Annotated in this window: 23 protein-coding genes and 1 pseudogene; 13 read left to right on the top strand and 11 right to left on the bottom strand. The window is 70.8% G+C overall.

Going from position 1 to position 26,435, the window contains the following annotated elements:
- Positions 1-4 precede the first annotated feature (4 nt).
- Entirely contained in the window at positions 5-1,621 is a 1,617-nt protein-coding gene (locus KWI83_RS24450) for a carboxyl transferase domain-containing protein (RefSeq protein ID WP_218516540.1), read from the bottom strand.
- An 86-nt stretch (positions 1,622-1,707) separates the two neighbouring features.
- On the opposite strand from KWI83_RS24450, the gene KWI83_RS24445 reads away from it, so the two are divergent.
- The 4 genes from KWI83_RS24445 (at position 1,708) to KWI83_RS24430 (ending at position 5,311) form a co-directional block, all read left to right on the top strand.
- Positions 1,708-2,298, top strand: coding sequence for a TetR/AcrR family transcriptional regulator (locus KWI83_RS24445; RefSeq protein ID WP_218516539.1), 591 nt, complete (start codon positions 1,708-1,710; stop codon positions 2,296-2,298).
- Positions 2,299-2,322: 24 nt separating this feature from the next.
- Positions 2,323-3,024: a CPBP family intramembrane glutamic endopeptidase gene (locus tag KWI83_RS24440; protein WP_218516538.1), complete on the top strand. Its 702-nt coding sequence runs from the start codon at positions 2,323-2,325 to the stop codon at positions 3,022-3,024.
- A gap of 221 nt (positions 3,025-3,245) precedes the next feature.
- On the top strand, positions 3,246-4,403 hold the full coding sequence (locus tag KWI83_RS24435) for an acyl-CoA dehydrogenase family protein (protein ID WP_218516537.1): 1,158 nt from the start codon (positions 3,246-3,248) through the stop codon (positions 4,401-4,403).
- 35 nt (positions 4,404-4,438) lie between these two features.
- Complete coding sequence (locus KWI83_RS24430) at positions 4,439-5,311, top strand: acyl-CoA thioesterase II (protein ID WP_218516536.1); 873 nt, start codon at positions 4,439-4,441, stop codon at positions 5,309-5,311.
- On the opposite strand, the gene KWI83_RS24425 is transcribed toward KWI83_RS24430, so the two are convergent.
- The 3 genes from KWI83_RS24425 to KWI83_RS24415 form a co-directional block, all read right to left on the bottom strand.
- Positions 5,304-6,092, bottom strand: coding sequence for a phosphatase (locus KWI83_RS24425; protein ID WP_218516535.1), 789 nt, complete (start codon positions 6,090-6,092; stop codon positions 5,304-5,306). The two genes, KWI83_RS24430 and KWI83_RS24425, sit on opposite strands and share 8 nt — an antisense overlap.
- A gap of 85 nt (positions 6,093-6,177) precedes the next feature.
- Complete coding sequence (locus tag KWI83_RS24420; protein ID WP_256362750.1) at positions 6,178-7,653, bottom strand: PucR family transcriptional regulator; 1,476 nt, start codon at positions 7,651-7,653, stop codon at positions 6,178-6,180.
- A 53-nt stretch (positions 7,654-7,706) separates the two neighbouring features.
- Complete coding sequence (locus tag KWI83_RS24415; protein ID WP_218516534.1) at positions 7,707-7,943, bottom strand: hypothetical protein; 237 nt, start codon at positions 7,941-7,943, stop codon at positions 7,707-7,709.
- Positions 7,944-8,492: 549 nt separating this feature from the next.
- On the opposite strand from KWI83_RS24415, the gene speB reads away from it, so the two are divergent.
- Complete coding sequence (speB, locus tag KWI83_RS24410) at positions 8,493-9,503, top strand: agmatinase (protein ID WP_218516533.1); 1,011 nt, start codon at positions 8,493-8,495, stop codon at positions 9,501-9,503.
- Positions 9,500-11,194: a thiamine pyrophosphate-binding protein gene (locus KWI83_RS24405; protein ID WP_218516532.1), complete on the top strand. Its 1,695-nt coding sequence runs from the start codon at positions 9,500-9,502 to the stop codon at positions 11,192-11,194. The genes speB and KWI83_RS24405 overlap by 4 nt, the downstream gene beginning before the upstream one ends.
- Before the next feature lie 7 nt (positions 11,195-11,201).
- Here KWI83_RS24405 and KWI83_RS24400 read toward each other — a convergent pair whose 3' ends face one another.
- Both KWI83_RS24400 and KWI83_RS24395 read right to left on the bottom strand, forming a co-directional pair.
- The gene (locus KWI83_RS24400) at positions 11,202-11,447 is read right to left on the bottom strand and encodes a hypothetical protein (RefSeq protein WP_256362749.1); all 246 of its coding nucleotides are present in this window, start codon (positions 11,445-11,447) and stop codon (positions 11,202-11,204) included.
- Positions 11,448-11,524: 77 nt separating this feature from the next.
- Positions 11,525-12,064, bottom strand: a complete 540-nt coding sequence (locus KWI83_RS24395; protein WP_218516531.1) for a GNAT family N-acetyltransferase — start codon at positions 12,062-12,064, stop codon at positions 11,525-11,527.
- 253 nt (positions 12,065-12,317) lie between these two features.
- Between KWI83_RS24395 and KWI83_RS24390 the strand changes: the two genes are divergently transcribed.
- Positions 12,318-12,797, top strand: a complete 480-nt coding sequence (locus KWI83_RS24390; protein WP_374106372.1) for a winged helix-turn-helix domain-containing protein — start codon at positions 12,318-12,320, stop codon at positions 12,795-12,797.
- Between the two features lie 397 nt (positions 12,798-13,194).
- On the opposite strand, the gene KWI83_RS24380 is transcribed toward KWI83_RS24390, so the two are convergent.
- Positions 13,195-14,001: an endonuclease I family protein gene (locus KWI83_RS24380; RefSeq protein WP_218516530.1), complete on the bottom strand. Its 807-nt coding sequence runs from the start codon at positions 13,999-14,001 to the stop codon at positions 13,195-13,197.
- 324 nt (positions 14,002-14,325) lie between these two features.
- Here KWI83_RS24380 and KWI83_RS24375 point away from each other — a divergent pair.
- Positions 14,326-14,533, top strand: a pseudogene (locus KWI83_RS24375) (IS5/IS1182 family transposase); the annotation flags it as partial.
- Between the two features lie 68 nt (positions 14,534-14,601).
- On the opposite strand, the gene KWI83_RS24370 reads toward KWI83_RS24375, so the two are convergent.
- On the bottom strand, positions 14,602-15,030 hold the full coding sequence (locus KWI83_RS24370) for a VOC family protein (protein WP_218516529.1): 429 nt from the start codon (positions 15,028-15,030) through the stop codon (positions 14,602-14,604).
- A gap of 126 nt (positions 15,031-15,156) precedes the next feature.
- Positions 15,157-15,453: a hypothetical protein gene (locus KWI83_RS24365; protein WP_218516528.1), complete on the bottom strand. Its 297-nt coding sequence runs from the start codon at positions 15,451-15,453 to the stop codon at positions 15,157-15,159.
- A gap of 280 nt (positions 15,454-15,733) precedes the next feature.
- Between KWI83_RS24365 and KWI83_RS24360 the strand changes: the two genes are divergently transcribed.
- From KWI83_RS24360 to KWI83_RS24340, 5 genes are all read left to right on the top strand, one after another.
- Positions 15,734-16,615, top strand: a complete 882-nt coding sequence (locus KWI83_RS24360; protein WP_218516527.1) for a serine hydrolase — start codon at positions 15,734-15,736, stop codon at positions 16,613-16,615.
- Between the two features lie 56 nt (positions 16,616-16,671).
- Positions 16,672-17,736 (top strand): esterase-like activity of phytase family protein, encoded by a 1,065-nt coding sequence (locus KWI83_RS24355; RefSeq protein WP_218516526.1) that lies wholly within the window; start codon positions 16,672-16,674, stop codon positions 17,734-17,736.
- 136 nt (positions 17,737-17,872) lie between these two features.
- Positions 17,873-21,586 carry an ABC transporter ATP-binding protein gene (locus KWI83_RS24350; RefSeq protein WP_218516525.1) on the top strand — a complete coding sequence of 1,238 codons (3,714 nt, stop codon included), beginning with the start codon at positions 17,873-17,875 and terminating at the stop codon, positions 21,584-21,586.
- 76 nt (positions 21,587-21,662) lie between these two features.
- Positions 21,663-22,052, top strand: coding sequence for a hypothetical protein (locus KWI83_RS24345; protein ID WP_218516524.1), 390 nt, complete (start codon positions 21,663-21,665; stop codon positions 22,050-22,052).
- Positions 22,053-22,151: 99 nt separating this feature from the next.
- Positions 22,152-23,570 (top strand): S28 family serine protease, encoded by a 1,419-nt coding sequence (locus KWI83_RS24340; RefSeq protein ID WP_218516523.1) that lies wholly within the window; start codon positions 22,152-22,154, stop codon positions 23,568-23,570.
- A 25-nt stretch (positions 23,571-23,595) separates the two neighbouring features.
- Here KWI83_RS24340 and KWI83_RS24335 read toward each other — a convergent pair whose 3' ends face one another.
- Positions 23,596-24,201 carry a hypothetical protein gene (locus KWI83_RS24335; RefSeq protein WP_218516522.1) on the bottom strand — a complete coding sequence of 202 codons (606 nt, stop codon included), beginning with the start codon at positions 24,199-24,201 and terminating at the stop codon, positions 23,596-23,598.
- Positions 24,202-24,332: 131 nt separating this feature from the next.
- Positions 24,333-26,165: a glycoside hydrolase family 3 protein gene (locus KWI83_RS24330; protein WP_308122153.1), complete on the bottom strand. Its 1,833-nt coding sequence runs from the start codon at positions 26,163-26,165 to the stop codon at positions 24,333-24,335.
- Positions 26,166-26,435: the final 270 nt, after the last annotated feature.

Genomic DNA, 26,435 nt, shown 5'->3' with positions numbered 1-26,435 from the left:
CCCCTCACATCCGGAAGACGCCGAACTGGGGGTCACCCAGAGGCGCGTTGGCGCACGCGGTCAGGGCCAGGCCGACCACCTGACGGGTCTCCAGGGGGTCGATCACCCCGTCGTCCCAGAGGCGGGCGGTCGCGTAGTAGGCGTTCCCCTGGCGCTCGTACTGCGCACGGATCGGTGCCTTGAACGCCTCTTCCTCCTCGGCGGGCCAGGACTCGCCGCGGCCCTCGATCTGGTCCCGCTTGACGGTGGCGAGGACGGAGGCGGCCTGCTCGCCGCCCATGACGGAGATCTTGGCGTTCGGCCACATCCACAGGAAACGGGGGGAGTACGCCCTGCCGCACATGGAGTAGTTCCCCGCGCCGTACGAGCCGCCGACCACGACCGTCAGTTTCGGTACGCGGGTGGTGGCGACGGCGGTGACCATCTTCGCCCCGTGCTTGGCGATGCCGCCGGCCTCGTAGTCCCTGCCGACCATGAACCCGGAGATGTTCTGCAGGAACAGCAGCGGGATGCCGCGCTGGTCGCACAGCTCGATGAAGTGGGCGCCCTTCTGGGCGGACTCGGAGAAGAGGATGCCGTTGTTGGCGACGACCCCCACCGGGTGCCCGTGGATCCGGGCGAAGCCGGTGACGAGGGTCTGCCCGAACTCGGCCTTGAACTCGGCGAACCGGGAGCCGTCGACCACGCGCGCGATGATCTCGCGTACGTCGTAGGGGGTACGGGGGTCGACCGGCACGGCCCCGTACAGCCCGTACGGGTCGACCTTGGGCTCGGTCGCGGGCCGCACCTCCCAGGGCAGCGCCCCGCGCGCGGGGAGCGTGGCGACGATGGTCCGCACGATGCGCAGGGCGTGGGCGTCGTCCTCCGCGAGGTGGTCGGTGACGCCGGACACGCGCGCGTGCACCTCGCCGCCGCCGAGCTCCTCGGCGGTGACGACCTCGCCGGTGGCGGCCTTCACCAGTGGGGGACCGCCGAGGAAGATCGTCCCCTGGTTCCGCACGATCACGGCCTCGTCGCTCATCGCCGGGACGTACGCCCCGCCGGCCGTGCAGGAGCCGAGGACGGCGGCGATCTGGGGGATACGGGCGGCGGACATCCGGGCCTGGTTGTAGAAGATCCGGCCGAAGTGCTCACGGTCCGGGAAGACCTCGTCCTGCATGGGCAGGAAGGCGCCGCCGGAGTCGACGAGGTAGAGACAGGGCAGCCGGTTCTCCAGGGCGACTTCCTGTGCGCGCAGGTGCTTCTTCACCGTCATCGGGTAGTACGTCCCGCCCTTGACGGTCGCGTCGTTGGCGACGACGACGCACTCCCGCCCGCTCACCCGCCCGATACCGGCGATGACACCGGCGGCGGGGGCCTGGCCGTCGTACATCCCGTCGGCCGCGAGCGGGGCCAGCTCCAGGAAGGGCGAGCCGGGGTCGAGAAGGGTGTCGACGCGGTCGCGCGGCAGCAGCTTCCCGCGCGCGGTGTGCCGGGCGCGCGCCTTCTCACCCCCGCCGAGCCGGGCGGCGGCGAGCTTGGCGCGCAGCTCCTCCACGAGCGCGAGGTGCGCTGTCTCGTTGGCCCGCCAGGCCTCCGACGCGGGATCTGCCGCGCTGTGCAGCTGCGGTGCCTGGTCCATCCTGCGGTCCCCTCACTTTGTTAATGAGCGTTAACGCATTTCCTCCAGGTTAACGACCGCTAACCTCGCTGTCTAGAATTGCTTCCATGGCCACCCGAACCGATGCCCCCACCCGCCGCGAACAGATCCTCAAGGAGGCCGCGCGACTTTTCGCCGAGCGCGGCTTCCACGGCGTCGGGGTGGACGAGATAGGCGCGGCCGTGGGCATCAGCGGCCCCGGTCTCTACCGCCACTTCCCGGGCAAGGACGCGATGCTCGCCGAGCTGCTGGTGGGCATCAGCGGCCAGCTCCTGACCGGCGGCAAGCGCCGGGTCGCGGAGGCGGACGGGGACGCCGAGGCGGTCCTCGACTCGCTCATCGAGGGCCATATCGACTTCGCGCTCGACGACCGCCCGCTCATCACCCTGCACGATCGGGAGCTGGACCGCCTCCGGGACAGCGACCGCAAGCTGGTGCGCCAGCTGCAGCGCCAGTACGTCGAGCTGTGGGTGGAGGTGGTCCGTCAGGTGTATCCGGCCCTGTCCGAGCCGACGGCCCGCTCGGCCGTCCACTCGGTCTTCGGCCTGCTGAACTCGACCCCGCACCTGGGCCGCCCGGGCTCCTTGCCGGGGCGGGGTGCGACGGCGGAGCTGCTGCACCGGATGGCGAAGGGGGCGTTCGCGGCGGCGGGTGCATAGACGGGCTGGGATGCTGGAGGCAGGATGCGGATCGTCTGTGTCGTCGCCGTCCTGGCTGCCGCGAACCTGGTCAACAACTGGCTCGTGCGCGGCCCTGTCGCGTACGTCCTCACCTGTGCGGCCGCGACGGCCGTACTGCTGCTGATCGCCCGCTGGGACGGTCTCACCCGGGCCGATCTGGGGATCGACGCGGCGGGGGTGCGCCGGGGGCTGCGGTGGGCGCCCGTCCTGGCCGGTGCCGTGCTCGTCGTCTTCCTGCTCCTCCTCGCCTTCCCGGCGGGCCGCGAGGCGTTCCGGGACGCCAGGGCTTCCGACCTGTCCGTCGGCCAGCTGCTGTGGAGCGTGCTGGTGCGCGTGCCGATCGGCACGGTGCTGCTGGAGGAGACCGCCTTCCGTGGCGTGCTGTGGGCCATGATCCGCCGCCGAGGTGGCACGGCGTGGGCGACCGCGGGCTCGTCCCTGCTCTTCGGCCTGTGGCATCTGCTGCCCTCTCGCGGCCTGAACCGCGCCAACCCCGCCATGGGTACGGCCTTCGGGAGCGGCTCGGCGGGCGTAGCGGCGACCGTGACGGTCGCTGTCGTCGCCATGGTCGTCGCCGGAGCGGTGCTGTGCGAACTGCGTCGCCGCTCCGGCAGCCTGCTGGCGCCCGCGGCGCTGCACTGGGCGATCAACGGCTTCGGCTACGCGCTGGCCTGGGCGGTGACCCGGGGGTGGGCTCCCGCCTGAGCACTGGAAGTGCCGCGATTGGCCGTCGATCGCCTGCAGCCCCGTCGTGGCTGGTCGCGCCCACGCGGCGGAGCCGCACATTGGTACGGCCTCGCGCCCCTTGGGGGCGCCTGTGCACCGGCGTGACGAGCGTTACCCACGGATCGGTCTGGACGCCGGTTCCTACCCGCCGGTACGGTGAGTGAGCAAGCGCTTAGACATGTACCCGTGGAGGTGGCGGCGTGCGCCGTACGGTGTTCAACGAGGATCACGAGGCGTTCCGGGAGACCCTGCGCGCCTTCATCGAGGCCGAGGTCGTGCCCGTGTACGACGAGTGGTTCGCGGCAGGCCAGGCGCCGCGCGAGTTCTACTACAAGCTCGCCGAGCTGGGGCTCTTCGGGATCAACGTCCCCGAGGAGTACGGCGGCGCCGGGCTGGAGACGCACAAGTTCGAGGCCGTCCAGTACGAGGAGACCGCCCGCGCCGGCGTCACCTTCGGCGGCTCCGGCGTGCATGTGCTGCTCGCCCTGCCGTACATCAAGATGCTCGCCACCGACGAGCAGAAGAAGCGCTTCCTGCCGAAGTTCGTCTCCGGCGAGGAGATGTGGGCCATCGCGATGACCGAGCCCGGCACCGGCTCCGACCTCGCGGGCATGAAGACCACCGCCAAGCTGAGCGAGGACGGCACCCACTACGTCCTCAACGGCGCCAAGACCTTCATCACCGGCGGCGTCCACGCCGACAAGGTGATCGTCTGCGCCCGCACCGCCCCGCCCACCGCCGAGGACCGCCGCTTCGGCATCTCCCTGTTCGCCGTGGACACCAAGTCCGAGGGCTACTCCGTCGGCCGCAAGCTGGACAAGCTGGGCCTGAAGACCTCCGACACGGCCGAGCTGGCGTTCGTCGACGTCAAGGTGCCCGTCGAGGACCTGCTCGGCGAGGAGAACAAGGGCTTCTCCTACCTCGGCGCCAACCTGCCCTCCGAGCGCTGGGGCATCGCCTTCGGCGCCTACGCGCAGGCCAAGGCCGCCGTGCGGTTCGCCCAGCAGTACGTGCAGGAGCGCACCGTGTTCGGCAAGCCGGTCGCCCACTTCCAGAACACCAAGTTCGAACTGGCCGCCTGCCAGGCCGAGGTGGACGCCGCCGAGGCCGTCGCCGACCGCGCGCTCGAAGCGCTCGACGCCGGTGAGCTGACCGCCGCCGAGGCGGCGTCCGCCAAGCTGTTCTGCACCGAAGTCGCCCACCGCGTGATCGACCGCTGCCTGCAGCTGCACGGCGGCTACGGCTACATGAACGAGTACCCGATCGCCCGCCTGTACGCGGACAACCGGGTGAACAGGATCTACGGCGGGACGAGCGAAGTGATGAAGATGATCATCGCGAAGGACATGGGCCTGTAAGGTTCCCGAAATTACCGGCCAGTAGAACAGTGGCCATGAGCCAGGCACTACAGGATCTCCTCGATCTGCTCGACCTGGAGCAGATCGAGGAGAACATCTTCCGCGGCCGGTCCCGGTCCGCCGTCGTCCCACGCGTCTTCGGCGGACAGGTCGCGGCCCAGGCGCTCGTCGCCGCCGGGCGCACGGTCCCCGAGGACCGGCCCCCGCACTCCCTGCACGCGTACTTCCTGCGCACCGGCGACCCCGGCGCGCCCATCGTCTACACCGTCGACCGGCTCCGCGACGGCCGCTCCTTCACCACCCGCCGCGTCGTCGCGGTCCAGCACGGCCAGCCGATCTTCGGCATGTCCGTGTCCTTCCAGACGTACGAGGAAGGGATGGACCACCAGGCGCCGATGCCACCCGCGCCCGACCCGGTCACCCTGCCCACCTCCGAGGAACGGCTCAGCGGCTACGGCCACCTCGATGCGCAGGTCGTCGAGAAGTTCCTGGAGGCGCGCGCCTCAGTCGACCTGCGCTACGTCGACGAGCCGCCGTACGGCAGGTTCGGCGAGCCCCGCGCACCGCACTCGCAGGTGTGGTTCCGCACCAGTGGCAAGCTCGCCGACGACCCCCTCCAGCACATCGCCCTCGCGACCTACGTCTCCGACATGACCCTGCTCGACTCGGTCCTGCTCGCGCACGGCCGGGGCGGCTGGGCCGTCGGTGACGTCGTCGGGGCCTCGCTGGACCACGCGATGTGGTTCCACCGCCCGTTCCGCGCCGACGAGTGGCTCCTGTACGACCAGGAGTCCCCGTCGGCGTACGGCGGCCGAGGCCTCGGCCAGGCCCGCATCTACACGCAGGACGGCCGCCTCGCCATCACGGTGATCCAGGAGGGCGTCGTCCGGATACCCCGGGCTACGTGAGCCCGGCCTCCGACAGCAGATACGCCGTCATCGGGTCGTAGTACCGGGGGCTGACCACATGGTCGTCGAGCGGGACCGTCACCTGGACGGTCCCTTCGGCCTCCGCGATGAACAGGGCCGGGTCGTTGCAGTCGGCGTAGCCGACGGAGTCGACGCCGTGCTGGCCGGCGTAGCCCGCCCAGCCGTGGTCGGCGACGACCAGGTCGGGCAGCGGGCGGCCCTCGCGCTCCAGGGCGGTGAGGATGGCCTTCATCGGTTCGCCCGAGTGGGTGTGCCACAGGGTCGCGCCGTGCTCCAGCATCGCCACGTCCGCGAACTGCATGACGTACCCCTCGTCCGTCTGCAGCCCGTCCGGGATCACGACGATCTCGCACCCGGCGGTACGCAGTGCCGCCGCCGTCGCCCGGTGCACGTCGAGGAGCCCACCCGGGTGGCCGGTCGCGAAGAGCACCCGCTGCTTGCTGTCCGCCGCCTTGCGCAGCCGGGCCGCGAGGCGCTCCAGGGCGGCGACCGTCAGCTCGGGATCGATGGTGTCCTGGCCGTGCCGGTACTCGGGGTCGTCGTTCACGCCGACCCGCTCCGCCATCACCGCGAGCACGTCCTGCTCGTCGGTCCAGCGGTCGCCGAGCTCCAGACCGAGCCAGAAGTTGCGGACGCCGTTGGACAGTTGGCGGTAGTGGGAGAGGTTGTTCTCACGCGGGGTGGCGACGTCGCCCGCGATACGGGTCTTCACGAGGTGCTCGACGAGCTCGGCGCGGCTGGGTGTCCCGGGTATCGGCATGGCTCTTATTGTGCGGTACGCCTCCGGACCCGTCCCCGAGGTCCCGCACGCTGGGACGTGGGTCACTCACCTGGTCACACTCGGGTCACAGCTGCCGCAGCGCGAACCACAGCTCCATCCGTACGTCCGGATCGTCCAGGTCGCTTCCGAGGAGCGCCGCGCACCGGGCGATCCGTTGCCGCACGGTGTTGCGGTGGACGGACAGGGCGACGGCGGTGCGGTCCCAACTGCCGTGCAGGGAGAGCCACGTGCGCAGGGTTTCGGTGAGGGCGGGGTTCGGGGTGAGGGGAGCGAGAACGGTGGTGGCGTGGGCCTGCGCCTCGGCCGCCGGGACCAGGTCGGTGAGTCCGGGGCGGCCGGTGCCGTGGTGGGCCAGGGGGGTGCGGGTGGCGCGGGCGCGGGCCAGCGCGCGGGCCGCCTGCGTGTCGGCGGCCGACCACTCCCCGGGGCCGACGGGGGCGCTGACGCCCAGGGTCCAGCCGGGTTGCGGGGCCGGTTCACGATCGGCGGGCAGCAGGACGCGTACGACGTCCTTGCCGAGGTCCACCAGCGGCGAACCCAGCGCCGCGCCGAGCGCCGAGGCGGCGACCGGGTCGGGGGCGGTCGTGTCGGGCCGCGCGTGCACCACCAGCCACCGCCCGGCACCCAGCAGCGGGGCCACGGCCTCCGGCTCGGCGCCCAGCAGCAGCCGCACCAGCGCGGAGGAGCGGGCCGCTCCGGTGCCGCTCTGGTGCTCGCCGGTGAGGAGGGAGAGGAGCACGGCGGCGACGGAGGCGATGGCGTGGTCGGCGGGGTCGCGGTGCGGGGCGGCGACGCCGAGGACGAAGCCCCGGCCGGTGCCCAGGGCGTAGGCGGCGAGGCGGATGCCGGACGCGGTGGTGTCCGTGGCCGTGGCCGACGAGCGGTTGATGACAACCTCCGCCAGCCCGGCCAGCGACTCCCGCACCTCGTCCCCCTGACCGCGCCCCGCCTCCCCGATCACCGCCCCGTCCGGCCCGTACAGCACCGCCTGGCCTTCCACCCGCTGGGCCAGCTGGCGCAGCACCGCCCGTACCGGGTCCGGGCGCGAGGCCGCCGCCGCCAGGCTCTGCTGGGCCTCCGTCACCCGGCGCAGTTCGGCGTGGCGGGCCTGGGCCATGAGCTGCCAGACCGCGCGGGCCACGCCCGAGAAGGTGGTCCGGGGCGGGACCTCCAGAAGCGGGAGCTCGTATGTGTCGCACGCCTCCACCAGGGCGCGCGGCACGGTGTCGTGCACAGGGGCGAGGCCAAATCCGAGTGCCGCGCCACCCGCCGCGACGATCCTCGACACGTAGTCGTCGAAGTACGTCCCTGACGCCGCCTCCGGGATGTGCACCCCGGCCGTCAACAGCAGCTCACCGCCCAGCAGGTAGGGATACGGATCTGCCAACTCCGACGTGTGCGCCCAGTGGATCACCGTGTCCGCGTCGGCCGGGCCGGCGATCTGGTGCAGGGCCAGGTCCTCACGGGCCAGGAGTGCCGACAAGGGCACCGGTGGCGTGGGCGGGACGGCCGGGTCCGGCATGGTGGATGTTTCCTCCATCCACTCGGTATGCGATGGATAAAACGTACACTTTCTGGCCTTCTTCGAGCCACTTAACGTCGTGAGGGAGCGGAGCCACGGAGCGAGGAGGACGTGCGATGGATGTCGATCGCCTCGACCTCGTGCTTGATCTTGTAGCTGTATCCGTCGGCTCGCTGGAGAAGCCGGATGTTCGGGTGCCGGGTGTCGATGCGCTGCCCGGTGGAAGTGGTGACACGATGCCTGCCGGTGGAGCGGACGGCGATCCGCCCGCTGTGCGTCCCGGCGTATCGACCAGTGCGGATGACCACACGCACAAGGTCTCCGGTTGCGTAGCCGTACGAGTACCTCCGCTTTGGCAGGAGAAGGCGGGGGAAGCCGTGTGCGTCGGACCGGGTGCGGGAGTAGGAGCCGCGCCCAGTCGATGTTGTGACCAGCACTGTGGAGGGATACCGCACAAGAGTGGCGGTGCCGAGAATCAGTGGGCGCCCTCGCTTGTCGAGCACCGCGGCCAACGCCGCCCCGGGAGCCGTGCCCGGTTGTGGGACGGGGAGTCCGTGGTCCGTTTCGTGCTTGCTCCCGAGCGTGTCTGCGACCACGGATTCCAGAGCCTGCCGCTGAGGAAGCACGGCGGGGTGGGTCCGCTCACTCGAACTGAACGTCACCGCCGGTTTTGCACCTCACTGCGTCCGAAGGATGGGCTGGTCACTCCGTACCCGCCTGCGACGAGGCGGGTCCCGGCAATGAGCCGGGAGCGAGTGACGGGCTGGTGGGGCATGCGCGCGCCAGATCGAAAACTACGGCTTGCCACCGATCACCGATATCCGATCAACGACCGATCACTCGAACTGAGGAATTCAATGCAAACGCCTGACCGTCATGGTGCAGATGTCCAGCGCCTCAAGGTTCCGTCGGCTGAACCCCGCGGCCCCGTCGACTCCTCCCGCGTCCCGCGGTACGCCGGTCCCGCGACGTTCGCCCGGCTGCCCCGCCTGGACGAGGTCGGCACCGCCGACGTCGCCGTCGTGGGCGTGCCGTTCGACTCCGGTGTCTCGTACCGGCCGGGCGCCCGCTTCGGCGGCAACGCGATCCGCGAGGCGTCCCGGCTGCTGCGGCCGTACAACCCGGCGCAGGACGCCTCCCCCTTCGCGCTCGCGCAGGTCGCGGACGGCGGCGACATCGCCGTGAACCCGTTCAACATCAACGAGGCCGTGGAGACCGTCGAGGCGGCGGCCGACGACCTGCTCGGCACCGGCGCCCGCCTGATGACACTGGGCGGCGACCACACCATCGCGCTGCCGCTGCTCCGCTCGGTGGCCAGGAAGCACGGCCCCGTCGCCCTGCTCCACTTCGACGCCCACCTCGACACCTGGGACACGTACTTCGGCGCCGAGTACACGCACGGCACCCCGTTCCGGCGGGCGGTGGAGGAGGGCATCCTCGACACCTCCGCGCTCTCCCACGTCGGCACCCGCGGCCCGCTGTACGGCAAGCAGGACCTGGACGACGACGCCAAGATGGGCTTCGGCATCGTGACCTCGGCGGACGTGATGCGGCGGGGCGTCGACGAGGTGGCCGACCAGCTGCGCCAGCGCATCGGCGACCGCCCGCTGTACATCTCCATCGACATCGACTGCCTCGACCCTGCGCACGCGCCCGGCACCGGCACCCCCGAGGCCGGCGGCATGACCTCCCGCGAGCTGCTGGAGATCCTGCGCGGCCTGGCATCCTGCAACCTGGTGTCGGCGGACGTCGTCGAGGTGGCCCCCGCGTACGACCACGCGGAGATCACGTCGGTGGCCGCCTCCCACACGGCGTACGAACTGACCACGATCATGTCCCGACAGATTGCCGAGGCGCGCGCGAAGTGACTCACGACCACGACCTGGTACTCCGCCCGACGGCCACGCAGACGGAGGCCGCACTGAACCCTCCCCCCGGCCGAGGCGGCGGAGACCTGGTCGTGGAGACGCTGGCCGGGCTCGGCGCGACGACGGTCTTCGGCCTGCCCGGCCAGCACGCGCTCGGCATGTTCGACGCGCTGCGCCGCTCGGACCTGCGGTATGTGGGCCTGCGGGTGGAGAACAACGCCGGTTTCGCGGCGGACGCGTACGGCCGGATCACGGGCGAGGCGGCGCCGCTGCTGTTGTCGACGGGGCCGGGGGCGCTGACCTCGCTCGCCGCCCTCCAGGAGGCGCGGGCGGCCTCGGCCCCCGTGCTGGCGATCAGCAGCCAGATCCCGACGGCCGGGCTGGGCGGCGGCCGCCGCGGCTACCTCCACGAACTCCCCGACCAGGCCGCCTCGTTCCGGGGCGTGGTCAAGTCCGTCCACACGGTCCGTACGCAGTCGCAGATCCCGTCGGCGATCGCGGAGGCGTGGCGGTCGGCGCTGACGGCTCCGCACGGGCCGGTGTGGGTGGAGATCCCGCAGGACGTACTGCTGGCCGAGACCTCGCTGCCGGTGGTGACGGGGGTGGACGCGACGCCGGAGGAGCTGGTGCCGCGCCCCGAACTGACGGCGGTGGCGGCTGACCTGCTCTCGAAGGCGGCCCGCCCGGCGATCATCGCGGGCGGGGGAGTCGTACGCGCGGACGCGTCGAAGAAGCTGCGCCAGCTGGCGGAGCGGCTCCAGGCACCCGTCGTCACGACCTTCGGCGGCAAGGGGGCGTTCCCCTGGGAACACCCGCTGTCGCTGCAGTCCTGGCTGGAGGACCGTCATATGACGGACTTCCTGGAGGACGCGGACGTACTGCTGGTGGTCGGCTCCGGCCTCGGCGAACTCTCCTCGAACTACCACACGTTCAAGCCGCGCGGCCGGGTCGTCCAGATCGAGGCGGACCTCGGCAAGCTGGAGTCCAACCACCCGGCGCTGGGCATCCACGCGGACGCGCGGCTGGCGTTGCAGGCGTTGCTGGAGACGGTTGAGACGGTGGAGGACCGGCAGGACGCGGGGGTGCGGGAGCGCGTACGCGAGGTGCTCGGGCGGATCGCCGACCGGATCGCCGCCCAGGAACGCACCCTGGAACAGCAGGTGCTGGCGTCGGTCCGCCGGGCGCTGCCCTCCGACTCCCCGTCCTTCTGGGACATGACGATCCTGGCGTACTGGGCCTGGTCGGCCTTCGACCCGAAGGCCCCCAACGCCATGCACTCCGCCCAGGGCGCGGGCGGTCTCGGCTACGGCTTCCCGGCGGCGCTGGGCGCGGCGGTGGCGGACCCGACCCGTCCGGTGCTGGCGGTGTCCGGCGACGGCGGCGCGCTGTACTCGATCGCGGAGCTGGCGACGGCGAGGCAGTACGACCTGCCGGTGACCTGGCTGATCGTCGACGACGGCGGTTACGGCATCCTGCGCGCGTACATGACGGACGCCTTCGGCCAGGCCACGGCGACGGAACTGACGCGCCCCGACTTTGTGGCGCTGGCGGAGTCGTTCGGGGTCCCCGGGACCCGCACGACCCCCGAGATGCTGGAACAGGACCTGGCGAAGGCGCTGGCGTCACCCGGGCCTTCGGTGGTCGTTCTCCCCGCGGTACTGCGGATGTTCGCGCCGACGCACCTGGGCTGACGACGGATCAGCAGGCACCGGGGCCGACCCCGTCGATCCGGCCGCCGAAGTCGCCGAGGTAGCGGGAGCGCCAGTCGCCGTTGAAGGCGTCGCGCTTCTCGGCCGGGCCCCAGTTGATGAAGCAGGCGTGGGTGCTCGCGACGAACGAGCCGACGTGGCCGTGCAGGTGGGGCGGCATGTCGCGGTAGCCGCTGCGTGCCGTCCACTCCCAGTAGCCGCCGTCGAAGCCCACACCAAAGCCCAGGCCGAACAAGCCCCTGCCACTTGACCGGCCAGGTCACACGGGACGGAAGGGCGGCCTCTGGATCCGTCGCGCTGCCGGGCATGAGCTCAATCGGACGGCATGACCGGGGACCGCAGGCCGAGCCACTGCTCGGCGTCCCAGGCCTGGAACCGCTCTACCTCGGTGAACCCCAGCTTTGCCGCGAGGCGCATCGAGCCGACGTTGGCGGTCTGGGTGGTGAGCACCACCGGCTCGCCGGGAAGGACGCCGTCGAACCAGTCGAGTGCCGCCGCGCACGCCTCGGCGGCGTACCCGAATCCCCACGCTCGCGGCAGGAACAGGTAGCCGAGATCGGCCTTCCCCGCGGCAGCCGGGCGACGGTGCCCCGTTGCTCTCCTGAGCAGGATCTGGCCGATCATCGCCCCGTCGAGATCAACGACGAAACTCCCGGGCCACCGCTCGGGCGCTCCGGGCATCTCGCGCTCAAGCTCGTCACGCGGCCTGGGGCCGCCGAGGTAGGTGTGCACCTCTGGCGACGCCAGCAGCTCGATGAACGCCGCACGGTCCCGGGCCTCGGGCTCACGGAGCACGAGCCTCTCGGTCCTGATCGGGGCAGGCGGCCAAGCGACGGGTCCGAGGTCAGTCATGTCAGCCAGCCAATCAGCAGGCTCGGCAGCGATCAAGGCTCGCGGACCGATCAACCCGCTGGCCCGGGCAAGCCGACGAGAATGCAAAGAAGCGACGTCTGTCAGCGGCCAGTTACTGACTTCGGCTCGTCAGGGTGAACTTCGGCGAAGTCCGTGATGGGCCTGGAGCGGTGGCCGTATCCCGTGCTGTGTGAGATATGCGGATGGGGGCGGGCTGACTGCTGCGGGACGCCGGCGCCGGGAGACCGTGCGGATGTGGGCGGGCGAGCTGTTCGAGCGGAAGGTCAAGCCATCGGAGGTCGCGCGCCAACTGCGGGTGAGCCGGAAGTCGGCCTACCAGTGGCATCAGTTGTGGCGGGACGGTGGTGCGGGGGCTCTGGTCTCCCGTGGCCCGAGCGGTTCGCGGTGCCGTCTGTCCCCGCGCTGTCTGGAGAAGCTGGCCGCGTATCTGGAGCAGGGTCCGGCCGCGCACGGCTGGGTGGAGGACCAGGTGTGGACCACAGCGAGGGTGGCCACGCTGATCGGCCGGAAGTTCCACGTCTCCTACAGCGTCTCGGGTGCGACGAGGCTGATGCACCGGCCCGGCTCCCGGACCCGGCAGTGCCACCGCCTGCGCACCCACCGAGCGGGCAAGGGCAGACGCCGCAGCATGGGCGAGCGGGACTTCATCGCGCTGATCGACGGCGTCCACCAGCTCGTCAAGGCGCCGGTCGTGCTGGTATGGGCCGCCTGAACACCCACGTCTCCCGCGCCATGGGTGAGCTGATTGCCGAGCGTGAGTGGCTGACGGTGTTCCTCCTGCCGGCCTACTCGCCCGACCTCAACCTGGTCGAGTGGGGTATGGGCACACGTCAAACGCAGCCTGGCCAACCTCGCCGTCGTCGCCCTCGATCGGCTCGAAGCACTCGTACGCAACCGGCTCAAGCGCCTTCAGTACCGGTCCAGCACCCTCGACGGCTTCATAGCAGGCACCGGCCTGACCCTCGACGAACCAGCGTCACCTTGACGAGCCGAAGTCAGTGGTCTCGCCCTTGACGACGACTCGCCCCGCTGCGCGGCGGTACCGAGGTCGAGTTCCCCGTGGTCGTGCGCGCTGAGGAACTCGGCCCCGTGTGCGGTGTCCGTCGTGGCTACCAGATCGCCTCGACCCACTCAGGGTGGTCGATGAACGGGTTGCGGTTGTGCTGGTAGGAGTTGTAGATGACGTCGTTGCGGCGCTCCTCGAAGGCGCTCGGCGGGTCCTGCTCGTGCCACTGCTTCAGGACGGAGAGGCGGCCGTGGTAGGGGGCGCTGCCGTTGCTGGTGGAGTTGTTGGGCTCCAGGTCGGGCCAGCTGTCGTCGCCCTCGTAGCGGACGGCCATGTACAGGATCATGCGGGCCACGTCGCCCTTGACGGCGTCGCGGGGCTCGAAGGAGTCAGAGTCGGTGAGGCTGCCGCCGCTGTTGGTGAAGCTGCTGCCGCCGTTGTCGAAGTCCTTGTTGCCGCGTATGGAGTTGACCTGGACGTCCTCGGGGCGCAGGTGGTGCAGGTCGGTGCCGGGGCCGGTGGAGGTGCCGAAGTCGCCGTGGGACTTGGCCCACACGTGCTCGCGGTTCCAGTCGCCGACGTCGCCGCCGTTGAGGGACTTGCTGCGGGAGATGCCCGAGTACAGCAGGATCACGTTGTTGCTGTTGTTCGGGTCCTGGTCGGTGACCTTCAGGGCGTTCCAGACGGAGGAGTAGGACAGCTTCGTCTGGTCGCTGATGATCGTGTGCAGCGAGGACTTGAGGCTCGTCCCCGTCTTGCCGATCGCGTTCTTGTAGTACGTCGAGTCGTACGCGGTCGTCGTGGCTGCCGCCGGGGTCGCGGTCAGCGTCGGTGTGGTGAGGCCGACCAGGACGGCGGCCGTCGTCAGCGCCACTGACTTCCAGCGGCGGCGTATGCGTGTCGCCAGCATGCGGGGTGTCCCATCTACGCGGGTTGAACGGAGGCGGCAAACGGGAGAGTGGCATGGACATGCAGTGGTGTCGAGGGCTTGTACGTGTCTATCGGGTGACGGGAAACGGCAAATCGGGTTTGTCTACGCGAGTTGAGAGGCAGGCGGCCGTCGCGGCGTCGCCCGCCCGGCTCGAAGGCCCACCGCCGCGCGCGTACGGTGGACGTATGGCCTCCCCTATCGGAGGGAAAGGCGCGATGCCCGAGCACAAGGTCGGCCCTGCGGCAGCTCACCCCGCTGCTCACGGCGTCGAAGTCGGCCGCTGACCGCATCATCGGCGTCGTCGCCGTCGGTCGGACCACGGTCATCGCGGACGGCGGCTACCGGGGCACCGACCTGTCATTCCGCATCGCCGCGAACGCGGCCAGACCGAGCACGTCTTCGCGCGAATGAAGACCTGGAAGTCCCTTCGCGGCTGCGTCTGAAGGGCGACGGCATTCACACCGCGATGCTCGGCATCGCCCGGCTGCACACCCTCGCCCTCACGGGATAACTCTCGCCCCTGCGAGGCCAGAGAGGCCCAAGGGAGACGGCTCCCCACCTCGCTGGCTCGGAGGACGCTCAATCGAGACAGAACTCGTTGCCCTCGATGTCCTGCATCACGATGCACGAATCGTTGCCGTCATACAGGAGTCGCACGCGTACCGCGCCGAGAGGGACCAGTCGTGCGCATTCGGCCTCGAGCGCGGCCAGGCGCTCTTCCCCCACGAGTCCGGTACCGACTCTCACGTCAAGATGCAGCCGATTCTTGGCGACCTTGCCTTCGGGGACGCGCTGAAAGAACAGTCGCGGGCCCACACCTGAGGGATCACTGCAGGCGAACCATGAACCCCGATCCTCGGGAGGCTGGGAGCGCTTGAAATCGTCCCAAGTGGCGAACCCCGCCGGTGGCGGCGGTACGACGTACCCCAGCACCTCGCACCAAAAGCGAGCGAGACGCTCAGGTTCCGCGCAGTCGAAGGTGACTTGGAACTGCCTGGTCGATGACATCGGCGCACCATAACAAGGGTGAAGGCGCCTCCCCAAGCATCGCCGACGGCCTCCGCCACCACGCCCGCAACCCCGCCCCCCCCTTGGCCATGATTGTCAACCGCTCGAAGGTTCCTGGAGTTCGTGTCACCGCTCTTCCACGGTGACGTGGGAGGGGAGCGGCCGCACGCGCGCTGGGCCCAACGTGGGATCGTGGTGGCAGTCGAATGATCTGCTTCCCTCGCGCCAGTCCAGCCGCAGCGATGTCTCCACGTAGCCGTCTGCGGTGTCGCCGGAGTGTTCCACCCGCACCGCCCGCACGTCGGCGATGCGCACCGTCCGCACGCCCGCGCGGCTCTCCAGCCGGACCTGCGCCTTGGTGAACTCGACCGCGCGCACGACGTACCGGCTCCTGAGCAGGCCGGTGCAGACGGTCAGCGCCAACAGCCCACATCAGGCCGAATGACACCACGACGGCTGGGAAGTAAGGGACTTCGCACCGCACCGACTGCTTCGTGCCCATGCCCACGCCCACCCCTCCACCATGACCGCACCCCCGCCGAAGGATCGCAACCACTGGCGAGCAACCACTGGCGAGCAACCACTGGCGAGCAACCACTGGCGAGCAACCACCGGCGAGCAACCACCGGCGAGCGACAGAGCCAACGTTGCTTGATGCGGTACTCGGTACAACCTTTCCCCCGAACCCGTGAGTCAAGAGAACATGACTCACGGGATACCGAGCGACACGTCAAGAGGCATTTCCGGACGCGCCAGAGCGCTCGGCGCGGCAGGAGTGGGCGCCGGTGTGCTCATAGCGTGCGTCGCGGCCGCCTCGCCCGCCGCCGCGGCGCCCACACCCACCGTCGGCTGTACGTCCGCCAAGGCGGGCCTCGCCGCCAAGCTCAAGAAGGACATCACCGCCGCCCTCGCCGACCGCAAGGGGACCATCGCGGTCGGCCTCTACGACCGTTCCACGAAAACCACCTGCACCCTGCGGCCCTCCACCACCTACGACTCGGCCAGCGTCGTCAAGGTCACCGTCCTCGCCACGCTGCTGTGGGACGCGAAGAAGCACAACCGGTACCTCACCGCCCGCGAGGTCTCCCTCACCAAGGCCATGATCACCAAGTCGGACAACGCCGCGACCTCCACCCTGTGGAGGCAGCTGGGCATGACGAAGATCAAAGGCTTCCTCGCCGCCGCAGGCATGACGCAGACCAAGCCCGGCGCGAACGGCTACTGGGGCCTGACCCGGATCACCGTCACCGACGAGCAGAAGCTGCTCAAGCTCATCACCGCCAAGAACAGGGTGCTCAGCGACAACTCACGCGCCTACATCCTGAAGCTGATGGGCCAGGTCGTCTCCTCGCAGCGCTGGGGCACGCCGTACGGGGTGCCGTCCGGGGTCTCCGTCGCTGTCAAGAACGGCTGGCTGCAGCGGGCCACGCATGGCTGGCGGGTGCACAGCGTCGGCGCCTTCAAGGGCCGTGGCCACGACTACACGATCACCGTGCTCACCCAAGGCAACAGCACCATGAACTACGGCATCGCGACCATCCAGGGCGTGGCCAAGGTCGTCCACCGGGACCTCGCCGCCTCCTGATGACGCTTCACGCGGCGGTCCCCCGCCCGTCACCGTCCCGTCCTACGGTGACGCCCATGCACCTGAGACCCGTACGCACCTCACGCACCGCACGTTCCGTGCTCGCCACCGTCACCGCCGCCCTGGCCGCGGCCACCTGCCTGACCGCCGCGGGGCCCGCCCAGGCCGGCACCAACTTCTCCGCAACGCAGGCCTGTTCGCCGTCCGTCTCCATCGACCGCTTCTCCGACGCGCTCGACAAGACGACCTACGAGGGCACCTACGTCGGCAACTTCTCCGCCCTCGCCGTCGACCGGAACGGCACGCTCGCCGCGCTGTCCGACCGCTCCTCCCTGTTCGGCCTGAACGCGAAGACGCTCGCGCCCCAGCGCGTCGTCCAGCTCGCCGACGAGAACGGCGCCGACCTCGACTCCGAGGGCCTGGTCGTGGAGCGGGACGGCACCTACCTGGTCTCCTCCGAGACCGAGCCCTCCATACGCCGCTACTCCCGCGACGGCCGCATCCTCGGCCGCCTCCCCGTACCGGACGCGCTGAAGGTCGCCCCGGCCGGCCGCGCGGTCAGCAACGGCACCTTCGAGGGCCTCACCCTCCTGCCCGGCGGCCGCACCCTGCTCGCCTCCATGGAGTACGCCCTCTCCGGCGACAGCGCGGGCATCGTCCGCTTCCAGACCTGGCAGCGGCACGGCAAGGACGGCTTCCGCCTCGGCGCCCAGTACGCCTACCGCACCGACCCCGGCCTCGGCGTCCCCGAGGTCACCGCGACCCCCGACGGCCGCCTCCTCGTCCTGGAGCGCGGCTGGACCTCCGGCGTCGGCAACACGGTCCGCCTCTACCGGGCCGACCCGCGTCGCGCCACGAACACCGTAGGCATCGACACGCTGACCGGCCAGGACGACGTACGCCTGATCAGGAAGACCCTCCTCGCGGACCTGGTGAACTGCCCGTCACTGGGAGCGACGGCCAACCAGCCCCAGCCCAACCCGCTCCTCGACAACATCGAGGCCATGACGATCACGGGCCACACCAAGGGCCGCCTCCGGCTCCTGCTCGCCAGCGACGACAACCAGAACGCAGCGCAAACGACCCGCTTCTATTCAATGCAGGTCAGGACAACCCCCTAAGGGGCGCGGGGAACTGCGCGAAAGGCCCCCACGGCGCCGCACCCGAATGACAACGGGAACCCCCACGGCGGGATGAAATCCACCCCTCTCCGCGTTGGTGCCTTCCGGAAGATCAGGCCAAACGGAAGGCACCGGCGTGGAACCGCAACGGGGATGGGCACGACGACTCTGGGGCTACGCCTGGCGATATCCCAAGGACGTGGTCCTGGCCCTCGGCTCCTCCCTCGCCGGCATGGCCGTCATGGCCCTCGTCCCCCTGATCACCAAGGTGATCATCGACGACGTGATCGGCGACGGGACCCGCACCATGGCCCCCTGGGCCACCCTCCTCATCGCCGCCGCCCTCCTCGTCTACGTCCTCACCTACATCCGCCGTTTCTACGGCGGCCGCCTCGCCCTCGACGTCCAGCACGACCTGCGGACGGAGATGTACGAGACGATCACCCGGCTCGACGGCCGCCGGCAGGACGAGCTGTCCACCGGCCAGGTCGTCGGCCGCGCCACCAGCGACCTCCAGCTGATCCAGAGCCTGCTCTTCATGCTCCCGATGACCATCGGGAACATCCTGCTCTTCCTGATCTCCCTCGTGATCATGGCGTGGCTGTCGATCCCGCTCACCCTGGTCGCCCTGGCGGTCGCCCCCGCCCTCTGGTGGATCGCGAAGCGCTCCCGCACCAAGCTCCACCCCGCCACCTGGTACGCCCAGGCGCAGGCCGCCGCCGTCGCGGGCGTCGTCGACGGCGCCGTCAGCGGCGTACGGGTGGTGAAGGGCTTCGGGCAGGAGGAGCAGGAGACCGGCAAGCTCAGGGAAGTCGGCCGGAAGCTCTACGCGGGGCGGCTGCGCACCATCCGGCTGAACAGCAAGTACACCCCCGCCCTGCAGGCCGTCCCCGCCCTCGGCCAGGTCGCGATGCTCGCCCTCGGCGGCTGGCTGGCCGTGCGCGGCCACATCACGCTCGGCACGTTCGTCGCCTTCTCCACCTACCTCGCCCAGCTCGTCGGCCCGGTCCGGATGCTCGCCATGGTCCTCACCGTCGGCCAGCAGGCCCGCGCCGGCACCGAGCGCGTCCTGGAGCTGATCGACACCGAGCCGTCGATGCGCGACGGGCACAAGGACCTCCCCGCCGACGCGCCCGCGACCGTCGAGTTCGACGACGTCTCCTTCGGATACGACGACAGCAAGCCCGTTCTGAAGGGCCTCACCTTCGAGATCCGCCCCGGCGAGACCCTCGCGGTCGTCGGCTCCTCCGGCTCCGGCAAGTCGACGGTCTCCCTTCTCCTGCCGCGTTTCTACGACGTCACGCACGGCGCCGTCCTCGTCGGCGGCCACGACGTCCGCGAACTGACCCTCGCCTCGCTGAGAGCGGCGATCGGCCTGGTCCCCGAGGACTCGTTCCTCTTCTCCGACACGGTCCGCAACAACATCGCGTACGGCCACCCCGACGCCACCGACGAACAGATCGAGGCCGCCGCCCGCGCCTCCCAGGCCGACCGTTTCATCCGGGAACTCCCCGACGGCTACGACACCAAGGTCGGCGAACACGGCCTCACCCTCTCCGGCGGCCAGCGCCAGCGCATCGCCCTGGCCCGCGCCCTGCTCGCCGACCCGCGCCTGCTCGTCCTCGACGACGCCACCTCCGCCGTGGACGCCCGCGTCGAGCACGAGATCCACGAGGCCCTCAAGCACGTCATGCGGGGCCGCACCACGCTGCTCATCGCCCACCGGCGCTCCACGCTCAACCTCGCCGACCGCATCGCCGTCCTGGACGCCGGCCGGCTCGCCGACATCGGCACCCACGACGAGCTCCAGGAACGCTCGGCCCTGTACCGCCGCCTGCTCACCGACCCCGACGGACTCGGCGCCGTCTCCCCGGGCCACGCCCCGCCCGCCGCGCCCCGGGAGGACACCTCCGTCCGCGACGAACTGGACGCCGAGTTCGACGCCGAACGGGGGGTCACGCCCCACCTGTGGACCGGTGACCGCGAGCCCAAGGACACCGCCCTCGCCGGCACCCCGGCCACCCCGGAACTGCTCGCCAAGGTCGACGCCCTGCCCCCGGCCACCGACACCCCGGCCGTCGACGAGGCCCGTGCCGTCCAGCCGGAGGAGTCGTACGGGCTGAAGCGGTTGCTCCGAGGTTTCGGCCTGCCCCTGCTGATCAGCCTCGGTCTCGTCGCCGTCGACGCCGGCATGGGACTGCTGCTGCCCGTGATGATCCGGCACGGCATCGACAGCGGTGTCAGCCAGATGGCCATCGGCGCCGTCTGGGCCGCCTCGCTGCTCGCCCTGCTCGCCGTCCTCGCCCAGTGGGCGGCACAGATCGGCGAGATGCGGATGACCGGCCGGACCGGCGAACGCGTGCTGTACGCCCTGCGGCTGAAGATCTTCGCCCAGCTCCAGCGGCTCGGACTCGACTACTACGAGCGGGAGCTGACCGGCCGGATCATGACCCGGATGACGACCGACGTGGACGCGCTGTCGACGTTCCTGCAGACGGGCCTGGTCACCGCCTTCGTCTCCGTCGTCACCTTCTTCGGCATCATGGTCGCCCTGCTGGTGATCGACCTCCAGCTCGCCCTCGTCGTGTTCGCCACGCTCCCGCCGCTGATCATCGCCACGTACTTCTTCCGCAGGGCCAGCGTGAAGGCGTACGAGCTCGCCCGTGAGCGGGTGTCGACGGTCAACGCCGACCTTCAGGAAACGGTGTCCGGGCTGCGGATCGTGCAGGCGTTCGGCCGCGAGCGGGACGGCGGGCGGCGGTTCGCGGAGCGCAGCGACAGCTACCGGCAGGCCCGTGTCCACGGTCAGTGGCTGATCTCCGTCTACTTCCCGTTCGTGCAGTTCCTGTCGTCCGCCGCCGCGGCGGCCGTGCTCGTCGCGGGCGCCGGGCGGGTGGAGGCGGCCACGCTCACCACGGGCGCGCTGGTCGCGTACCTGCTCTACATCGACCTCTTCTTCGCCCCCGTCCAGCAGCTCTCCCAGGTCTTCGACGGCTACCAGCAGGCGTCCGTCTCGCTCGGCCGGATCCAGGAACTGCTCCAGGAACCGACGTCGACCAAGTCCCCGGACGAACCCCGCGAAGTCCGCTCCCTGCGGGGCGAGATCGCCTTCGAGAACGTCCACTTCTCCTACGGCGACGACGAGGAGGCCCTCAGCGGCGTCGACCTCACCGTCTCCGCCGGGCAGACCGTCGCGTTCGTCGGCGAGACCGGCGCGGGCAAGTCGACGCTGGTGAAGCTGGTGGCGCGGTTCTACGATCCGACCGGCGGCCGGGTCACCGTCGACGGCACCGACCTGCGCGACCTCGACATCACCTCGTACCGGCACCGCCTGGGCGTCGTACCGCAGGAGGCGTATCTCTTCCCCGGCACCGTCCGCGACGCCATCGCCTACGGCCGCCCCGACGCCACCGACGCCGAGGTGGAGGCCGCGGCCCGCGCGGTCGGCGCGCACGAGATGATCGCGACGCTGGACGGCGGCTACCTCCACGAGGTCGCCGAGCGCGGCCGCAACCTCTCCGCCGGGCAACGGCAGTTGATCGCGCTGGCCCGCGCCGAACTCGTCGACCCGGACATCTTGCTCCTCGACGAGGCGACGGCCGCGCTGGACCTGGCGACCGAGGCGCAGGTCAACCAGGCGACGGACCGGCTGACCGGCCGTCGTACCACCCTCGTGGTGGCCCACCGGCTGACCACGGCCGCCCGCGCGGACCGGGTGATCGTCATGGATCACGGCCGGGTCGTGGAGGACGGTACGCACCAGGAGCTGCTGGCGCGTGACGGGCGGTACGCGCGGCTGTGGCGGACGTTCGTCGGGGCGCCGGAGCCGGAGGAGACCGTGGGCGTCTGAGCCCGTGCAACCGTCGGGCATACGCCCTGCGTCCGTACATCCGTACGTCGATCCGAGGGGTGCGGAGGGGACGACTGTGGACACCGGTGCGATACGACGTCGGATGGCGCTCGGCGTGGCCGCGCTGACCGCGTCCGGACTGCTGGCGCTCGCCGCTCCCGCGGACGCGCAGGCGGCGGCGGCCGGCTGCGCCGGACGCAAGGTCAGGACGCTGCCGTTCTCCACCGGCGTCGTGCAGGTCTACAAGCGCGGCGGTTACGTCTGCGCCGTCACGCTCGCGAAGAACCCCGGCCCGAAGCGGACGATGTCGGTCAGCGTGCAGGCGCGCGGCAACCGCCCGGTCGTCGACAAGGGCAGGTACTCGCATCACGCGGGGCCGGTGACCGTGCACGCCGGGCAGCGGTGCGTGTGGGTGAAGGGCTCGGTGGGGCGGGGGTCGGTGAGCTCGGGCTGGATCCTGTGCTGACCTGACCTGACGTGACCTGCTGATTCGTCAACCACCCTGGTGCACAGGTGTGTTGCTCCGATAGCTTCCGGCGCACATCTGTTCTCACAGGGAGGGTGCATGCGCAAGGCGCTCAGATGGCTGCTCGCGCTCACCGTGCTCATAGGCACGCTGAGCACGGCGGGGGCGGCCACCGCCGCCCAGCCGGAGGCCACCGACATCAAGGATCGGCTGCTCTCCATACCCGGCATGAGCCTCGTCGAGGAGAAGCCGTACCCCGGGTACCGCTTCTTCGTGCTCACCTACACGCAGCCGGTCGACCACCGCAGGCCCTCCAGGGGCACGTTCCAGCAGCGCGTCACCGTGCTGCACAAGGACGTCTCGCGGCCGACGGTCTTCCACACCAGTGGCTACCACGTCTCCACCAACCCCAGCCGCCGCGAGCCGACCCAGATCGTGGACGGCAACCAGGTCTCCATGGAGTACCGCTTCTTCACGCCGTCCCGGCCCAGCCCGGCCGACTGGACCAAGCTGGACATCTGGCAGGCCGCCAGCGACCAGCACCGCATCTTCAAGGCGCTGAAGCCGGTCTACTCCAAGAAGTGGATTTCCACGGGCGGTTCGAAGGGCGGCATGACCGCCACGTACTACGAGCGTTTCTACCCCCGTGACATGGACGGCGTCGTCGCGTACGTCGCCCCCAACGACGTGGTGAACAAGGAGGACTCGGCGTACGACGAGTTCTTCGCGAACGTCGGCACCAAGGAGTGCCGGGACCGGCTGAACGGCGTGCAGCGCGAGGCGCTGGTGCGCCGGGAACCGCTGGAGGAGCGGTACCAGGCGTTCGCGGCCGACAACGGCTACACCTTCAACACCGTCGGCAGCCTGGACAAGGCGTACGAGGCGACCGTCCTCGACTACGTCTGGGGCTTCTGGCAGTACAGCCTGCTGTCCGACTGCGACACCATCCCGGCCGACGCGAAGAACGCGACCGACGACGAGATCTGGAACTCCATCGACACGGTCGCCGGGTTCTCCTTCTACACCGACCAGGGCCTGGCGCCGTACACGCCGTACTACTACCAGGCGGGTACGCAGCTGGGCGCGCCGACGATCGTCTTCCCGCACATCGAGAAGAAGTACATCCGGTACGGCTACCTCCCGCCGCGCTCCTTCGTCCCGCGTGACATCGAGATGAAGTTCCAGCCGTGGGCGATGCGGGACGTCGACAGCTGGGTGCGCCACAACGCGCGGCACATGCTGTTCGTCTACGGCGAGAACGACCCGTGGGGCGCCGAGCCGTTCCGCCTCGGCAAGGGCGCGCGCGACTCGTACGTCTTCACCGCCCCCGGCGCCAACCACGGCGCCAACGTGGCCGGTCTCCCGGAGAAGCAGAAGGCGCTGGCCACCGCCAGGATCCTGAAGTGGGCGGGCGTCGCGTCCGCCACCGTCGAGGCCAACCCGGCCGCCGCCAAGCCGCTGGCCAAGTACGACTCCCGGCTCGACAAGCGGGGCGCGGAGCGCACCCTGCGTCCGTGACACCAGTGCTGCGCCCGTCCGTCGGTCACACCGGGCGGGCGCAGCCCACCGGGTCGGCGCCGCCCAGCTGGACGTACAGGGCGGTGGTCGCCGGGCAGTCGGCTCGGGCGCCAACCGCTTTTGTCACCCTGTACTCCGGCCGCTCCCGGCCCGAGCCGTCGCACGCCGTCTCCCGCACCTTTCCGCCCCCGGCGTCGTACACGCAGTCCCCGACGATGGTGCGCGGGCCGCCCCCGCCGCCCGGGTCGCCGGGATGCGGCGGCTGGAGGTTGCGCATACAGGCGTACCCCTGGGGGACGGCGCCGTCGCCGTCCTCGTCGTCAGAGGGGCGCTGTTCGCTGATGTGCAGCACGAAGTCCGTGGTCGCCGGGCACGTCGGCCCGTCGTCCACCCGGCCGTCGTAGCGCGCCACGACCCGCGCGGCCGCCCGTTCGCCGGAGCAGGGCACCTCGGTGAAGCTCGTCGTACCGAACGAACTGCACTCGTCGACCGCCAGGAACACCGCCCCGAACCCCGAGGCCCCGGTCGGCGCGGGTGACAGGCCGGGGCCCGGGCCGCCCTCCGCCGCCGGGGCCTGACAGCCCATCAGCAGCGCCGCCAGCACCACCCCGGCACACCGTCTCCCGCGCATGGTCATCCCCCCACCCCCGTCCAGCGTGACCCGCCACAGCGGGCACACGCCAGACACGCAGCGCGCTTTGCGCCCGTTTGGGGGTGGTGCGCCGGGAGCGCGGCGTACCGCACCCTACGTCCGATCGATGCCTAGTACGACAACCCGTGCCCGAGCGGATACAGCACCCGCGCCGGATCGTCCGCCTGCTGCACCGGCACCGGCAGCTTTCCGCGCGGCCGAACCTTCCCGGCGATGACCCGGGCCGCCGCCCGCAGCTCCACGTCCGTCCAGGAGTAGGACGCCAGGTAAGCGCGCACACCCGGCAGCTGGGCCACGTCGTACGGATTGCGGACGGCCACCGCGACCACCGGCCTCCCGGTCGCCAGCAACCGCTCGACCAGCGTCTTCTGCGAGCTGCTCGCCGTGACGTTGTACGTCCCCACGACCACCGCGTCCGCGTCCTGGGCCGCCGCGACGGCCCGGTCGACGGTCGCCGGGGACGGGGCCGTGCCGGTGGGCAGCGCCGTCGCCGTGAAGCCGAGTTCGGTGAGCGCGGTCGCGAGGACGCCGGTGGGCGGGCCCGTCGTGCCGGACGGCGAGGCCGGGTCGGCGCCGACCACGAGCAGCCTGGGGTGCTCGCGCCGGGACAGCGGCAGCAGCCCGCCCTCGTTGACGAGCAGGGTCGTCGTCCGCTCGGCGATCCGGTCGGCCGCGGCGAGGTGCGGCCTGGTGCCGACGGTGCGGTCCACGCCCCGCGCGCTGACGTAGGGCTCCTCGAACAGCCCCAGCCTGGCCTTGAGCCGCAGCACCCGCAGGATCGACGCGTCGAGCCGTTCCTCGGTGAGTTCGCCGTCCTGTACGGCCTTCAGGACCGCGTTCCAGGCGATGTCCAGCTTGGGCGGGTTGAGGAGCTGGTCCACGCCCGCCTTCAGCGCCAGCACCGGCACCCGGTCGTCGCCGTACTTGGTGCGGACGCCCTCCATGCCGAGGGAGTCGGTGACCACGACCCCGTCGTAGCCCAGCTCCTCGCGCAGGATGCCGGTGAGGATCGGGCGGGAGAGGGTGGCCGGGTCGCCGGAGGGGTCCAGCGCCGGGACCATGATGTGCGCGGTCATGATCGAGTCGATACCGGCCCTGATCGCCGCCCGGAACGGGGGAGCGTCGAGCGTCTCCCACTGCTCCCGGGTGTGCTCGATGACCGGGAAGCCGTAGTGGCTGTCGACCTCGGTGTCACCGTGCCCGGGGAAGTGCTTGGCGGTCGCGGCGACCTTCGCGCGCTGGTACCCGGCGACCTCCGCCGCGACCAGCCCGGCCACCGCGTCCGGGTCGGCGCCGAAGGACCGTACGCCGATGACCGGGTTGGCCGGGTTGACGTTCACGTCGGCGACGGGGGAGTAGTCCTGACGGATGCCCAGCGCGCGCAGTTCCTCCCCCGCGATCCGGCCGAGGGTGCGGGCGTCGGAGCGCGAGCCGCCGGCGCCGACCGCCATCGCGCCCGGGAACAGCGTCGCGGGCCTGCCCACGCGGGCGACTATGCCGTGCTCCTGGTCCGTGGAGATCAGCACGGGCAGTCCGCGCGGGAGGTCGAGGGAGGCCTTCTGGATGCCGTTCGACAGGTCCGCGATCTGGTGCGGGGTGCGGGTGTTGTGCGCCCAGGTGAAGTAGATGACGCCGCCGAGGCGGTACGTGGCGAGCAGCTCGGCGGCCGTGCGCACGCCGAGCTCCCTGAGGTTGGCGTCGATGTCGGCCTGGTCGGGTGCGGTGGCGGAGTGGCCGTAGACCCGGGAGACGAAGAGCTGGCCGACCTTCTCCTCCAGGGTCATCCGGGAGATGAGCTTCCGGAGGCGTTCGTCGTCGTCGGCGTGGGCGGTGGTCGGCCCGATCGTCAGGGCCGCGGTGACGCCCGCGGTGGCGGCGAGGAGCGTGCGTCTGGAGGGGGAGGAAGCGGTGTTTCCTGCGCTTTTCGTGCCGGCGTGGTGCACGGTGCGCTCCTTCCGGAGGAGATCGCTGAAGGAAACTTCCAAGGAGTCACCAATATCCGGGAAGTTTCTGCCGGTCAAGGGGACGCACAGCCCGTCCCGGCGAGCGCGCCGCCATCGGCGCATGGGAGGGGGCGCGCCGATGGCGGTGGGCTGCCGGCCGTGGTGCGGCGGAGAGGGTGGTCGGCGCTCGCGGCCAGCACCGAGGGCCGACACCGCATCGCGGAGACTCATCCGGCAGCTGTGCGCATGGGACGAGCGGCACCCGACTCG

The organism is Streptomyces sp. TRM70350 (assembly GCF_019219825.1).
In the GTDB taxonomy this organism is placed as follows: domain Bacteria; phylum Actinomycetota; class Actinomycetes; order Streptomycetales; family Streptomycetaceae; genus Streptomyces.
The sequence above is the reverse complement of the archived record's forward strand: the minus strand, read 5'-3'. Positions and strand labels throughout refer to the sequence as shown.